Source organism: Pseudomonadota bacterium (assembly GCA_022361155.1).
Taxonomy (GTDB): domain Bacteria; phylum Myxococcota_A; class Polyangia; order Polyangiales; family JAKSBK01; genus JAKSBK01.
The window spans coordinates 1-4,514 of the sequence record JAKSBK010000398.1 but is presented as its reverse complement, the minus strand read 5'-3'; the positions used below and the strand labels follow the sequence as shown (position 1 = coordinate 4,514).

Sequence of the window (4,514 nt, the reverse complement as noted above, 5' to 3'; positions counted from 1 at the left end):
GTCACCGTGCAAAGACGCCGGCCGGCCCGACCCGCGTTGGCGTCCGCCGGCGTGCGCCGGCACTTTCGCCACCACCGGTACCACCGGTAGCGTAAGTGTGCGAAATGAGCTGCGGTGGTGTCCGGCACGCTTGGTGCGGTGTGCGAAGCATGACGCCCCGACCCGACCTGGGTTGGCGTCCGCCGGCGTGCTCGGCGAGCCGCCCGCCGGGACATCCCCAAGCCTCAACGCGGGTCAGGTCGCCCGGCGAGCCGCCCGCCAAGCCTCAACGCGGGTCAGGTCGCCCCGCCAGCGCCAGCGCGCAGCGGTTCAGCAGGGGCGCCAGCGCGCAGCGGTTCAGCAGGGGCGCTTGTCCCCTGCATGCTCGCCCATGATAACCCCAAGCCAGCAGGTTGCAGCCCCGTCAATTCCTCACGCAGCCTAATAACGATCGCCCGTCCAGCCTTCTACCGTTCAGCCATGCCCGCCCGGCATGCCTGACTCCTCGCTCGCGCTCCTCAGCGCAGCTCGGAAGGAGCCTCGGGAACGTGGGTGATCAGATCGCTGCAGCCCACATGCTGTTGCAGTCTTAAGTCCGGTTTCGGCACGGCTCGGCAATGCGGGCCAGAGCGTGAGCCTGGGCTCTTGACAATTACAAGGGGGGGGTAACGTTCCGTTATCGATGGCTGTCGCGCTTGGTCAGCGACAGCCGCAGCGGCGCCGGTTGGCGCCAAACGGGTGCTGTCTCTCGGCGTGGAGGCAAGACGAAGAGCGATTCGGTTCTAGCGGGTGGTTCAAACTGAGAAAGGGGGCGGCATGCCTCGTCGTAAGGGTAGTGGAAGCGTTGGGCGTGGGTTTCGGCTGGCTGGCCTGGTGGCCTTGTGGGTATTGGCCCTGAGCTGTGGACGGCAGTCGCGCTCAGGTAAGGAAATCCAATCGAGTCGCATCGCGCTGAGCGGGTTGCCTGCGCAGTTGACCATCGCACTGCCCGGCGACATGGTGCCGCAGGACGTCGCGGTGGCGGCAACGGGCTTGCTCGAGCTCGAGCAGGGAGCCAAGGTGCAGAACGAAGGGGCTTCTGGCGAAGCCGCGACAGTCAGCCTGGGCACGGCGGCGACCGCCGTGTTGCCCGATGTCGTGACCCGTTCCCTCTGGAGTCGGGGTGCGCTCGGTCTCGGGGAACGCGTGCAGGTGCAAGGCGATGCGCGCAGCGAAGGCGCAATCGAGCTCGGCACTGGAGCCGCGGTGTCGGGCACGATCTTCGCCAATAGCTCCTTTGGCTCGCTGCGCGAATCGACCTGGACAGTCGCCTGCCCGGCTCAGGACGGGGGATCCGTCGAGGTCGGCGACAACGAGCACCTGAGTCTCGATCCAGGTGGCTACGAAGATGTACTCATCGGCTCGGCGTCGAGCTTGCGCCTACGCGCGGGGACGTACCTGTTCTCGGAGCTGACCGTACCCATAGATTCCCAGCTGCGCGTGGACGACAGCGATGGCCCGGTGGTGGTCTACCTGCAAGGAAACCTCGAGCTTGGCGGCAGCATCGTCGATGCGTTGGGTGACGTGGTCTCGGAGCTCGACCTGCTGGTCGTGGCGGTTGGCGTCGACCAGCAGACCGTGGACGGCCGGATGGTCGGTACGCTGGTCGCGCCGAACAGCACCATCGTGGTGCAGGACGTCGGACCCACGGGGCACGCCGGTGCCTTCTTCGGTTCGGGCGTCCGGGTGGCTGAAAACGCTATCATCAACCACCGGCCCTTCCCCTGGAACCTGGTGCTGCCCCCCACGCAAGTACGCATCATGGACGCCCCGGTCATTCTGAGGGCCGGTCTGAACCACACCGATTCGACGCGCGCCGACGGCACGAGCTCACCCGCGGATCCGGTCTCGTTCCAGCTTCCAGCCACGCTACCGGTCAGGCTCGGCAATGCCGGCAACGGCACGGTCGAGCTGCGCTACACCGACGAATCGGGCAACAACGTCGTGTGCTCCTACGTGGGTGGCGCCACCGTGGCGAACCCCACGACCGAGCTCGAGCGTGCCCGTGGGCTGAGCTACAACTTCAGCGCCTGCGACAACGGCGCCGAAGCCGGGGCCACGGTGCGCGGTACGGGCTTCACGCTCACGATCCTGAGCGGGGACGCCAATGCTCCTTCGGCTCGCACCGAGGTGGCCGTGCATCTCGGAGGCGGTTGCAGCGGATTGCTGCCTCCACCCATGGAGCCGCACGAAGTTGTCGAGCTCAAGCAGAGATTTGCCTGGCGCGAGAGCCAGTTCTTGCCCGAGACCGACCCGGACGGAAACCCCGCGCTGCGCTACGGCCTCATCTATGTGGAGCGGCCCCAGCAACTGGAGCAGCTCGACAAGATGGGCGTGTTCTGGAGCACACTGCCCCTGTTTCGGGAAGAAATCCGGCAGTGGTTTGGAAGCTGCGGCCACTTCCGCAAGGCCTTCGACGAAAAGGGCGGCTTCGTGTTCGCGGTGTTCCAGGCCCATATGTACAACATCATGCGAGACGCGGGCACCTTCGCCGAGCTCTGCAAAGCCGGCGAGCTCGGTGCGGGCTGCGGCGACTGCGCCGGCCAGGCTTGCGTTCCCGAGCCGGCCGAACTCGAGCCGCCCTTCCGCGCCATCATCTTGAGCGAGGAACCGGAAGCCGGCGCCTACAACAGCGACGGCTCGCTGTCGTATGAGGCGCTCGCAGAAGCCGGCTTTCACCTGTGGCTCGAGCAGCGGGCAGCCCAACAGCCTTTCGGCATCTTCAGGAAGGCTTGGGACTGGTTGGTCGGAAACGTCGTTGCTCCGGTGACGAGCTTCGTGGCGGACACCACGGTCGACGTGGTGGCTTACGCTACCAACTGGGACGGCCTGGTAGACACGATCGTGGTGGGCCTCGACGATATCTGGGAAGCGAGCACGAGAGCGCTGCAAGCGATCGGCAGGATCTTCTCCGGCCGGATCGATGTGCACATGCAGTTCAACATGCTCAACCGCGACCCCTCCTTCCGTGGCCCCGGCGTGCCGCAGCCACCTATGGTACGAGGCTGGGGCGACCAGGGCCCCATCCCGATCTTCCCGCGCGGCGTACGCGTGCGAGTCAAGCAATGGTGGGGTATCCTGCCCGTTACCGGCGAGGCCAAACTGGATGGCGCGGGTGTTGCGAACGTGAAAGCGGTGGAAGGCCCGCGGTCCAGGGATGGCGGCCTGTGCATCGAGCTCGACAACGATGATGCGCGCATGACGTCGGACTTCATCCCGAACGAGCTGTGCGATTTCCGCCAGGACTTCGACGGGTTCCGGCATGACCTCAACCTGCACATCGACACCGAGCACGAGGACCTGCACGCCATGACCCAGCTGGTCGACTCGGCCGACTACGCCCGCACGGTGATCGGCCGGGACCCGGACCGGGTCGAGGTGCTGACGGGACGAGTCGCCAACGTGTTCACGCAGGTGATCAACGGCGGAAGCGAGCGCGCCATGGTGCTTTGCCTGGATTTCCCCAATATCCACAGCGGAACCATCCTGAGTCTGGGCCAGGTGCTCGGCGTTCTCGCAACCACGGCAACGAAAAACGTGCTGCTGGACTCGATCATCAGAGCAACGACCGTGGTGATTGCCGGCAAGGACATGTTTTGGCCCGACAAGGGCAGTGCCATACTGAACCTCAACTCGCGTGGCGTCATGACCCACGAGTACGGCCACTTCTTGATGTGTGACCTGATGTTCCAGGAGGAGGGGCCTTCTGCCCTGCTCGGCCTGGTCAGACGCGTCGGCGAGTTTGAAGACGACGAACGTGAAGACGACCTGACCATTCACGCCGAAGCCTTTGCCGATACCTTCGCCATGCAGGTGGTGGGGGGGTATAACTACACACAGACTCCAGGATCCACAGATGGCTTTGGGAATAGCATGCGCTACTGCCGACCATGGTTCCTGCCCCCTCCTCCTGCTCCGACGCTCAGTTGCGCGGAAAACAACTACCGAGGCATGAACGAGGACTTTCCGCACGGGGATCAGCCCTTCCACGATGAACTTGCGCGCTATACCACGCTGATCCACGACGCGTTTGACCGCTCCGACAGCTCAGCTCGTTCGACGAACGCGCCCTGGAACGGCGACGTGTGGGGTGTGGTACTCGATCCAGCCAACCCCGCGGTGCCGCTGGGTCTCGAATTCTCCGCAGCACCTTACATTCACGTGGACGACGAGCCCGTCGGCTTACCCGGTAGGGCCTGGCAAGACTGGATCCATCACGTGCTGGAACGCGGTGCAGGAGGCACCACGTTCCTGAGCCGCGAAGACTTCTTCGGCGGACTCTCGGACGCCATGGCGCAGCACGGTGCCGATTGGTGCCAGCGCTGCGAGGTATTCTCCCTGCATACCCATCTAACGGCCGGTCAGCCTAACATCATCGCGACTCCGGCGGATCGAGTCCGGCGTTGGGAAGCCTGCCTGCTAGGTGTGGACTGGGACGGGCCGCTCGTGAGCGGCGAGCGTTTCAAGATCGAGGAAGTGCTTGGCGAGCCGGTACC

Annotated in this window: 1 protein-coding gene; it reads left to right on the top strand. The window is 65.0% G+C overall.

Annotated features, from left to right (window positions below; genetic code table 11):
• Nucleotides 1-795: 795 nt before the first annotated feature.
• On the top strand, nt 796-4,514 hold a 3,719-nt coding region (locus MJD61_15415; GenBank protein MCG8556654.1), incomplete at its 3' end, for a hypothetical protein.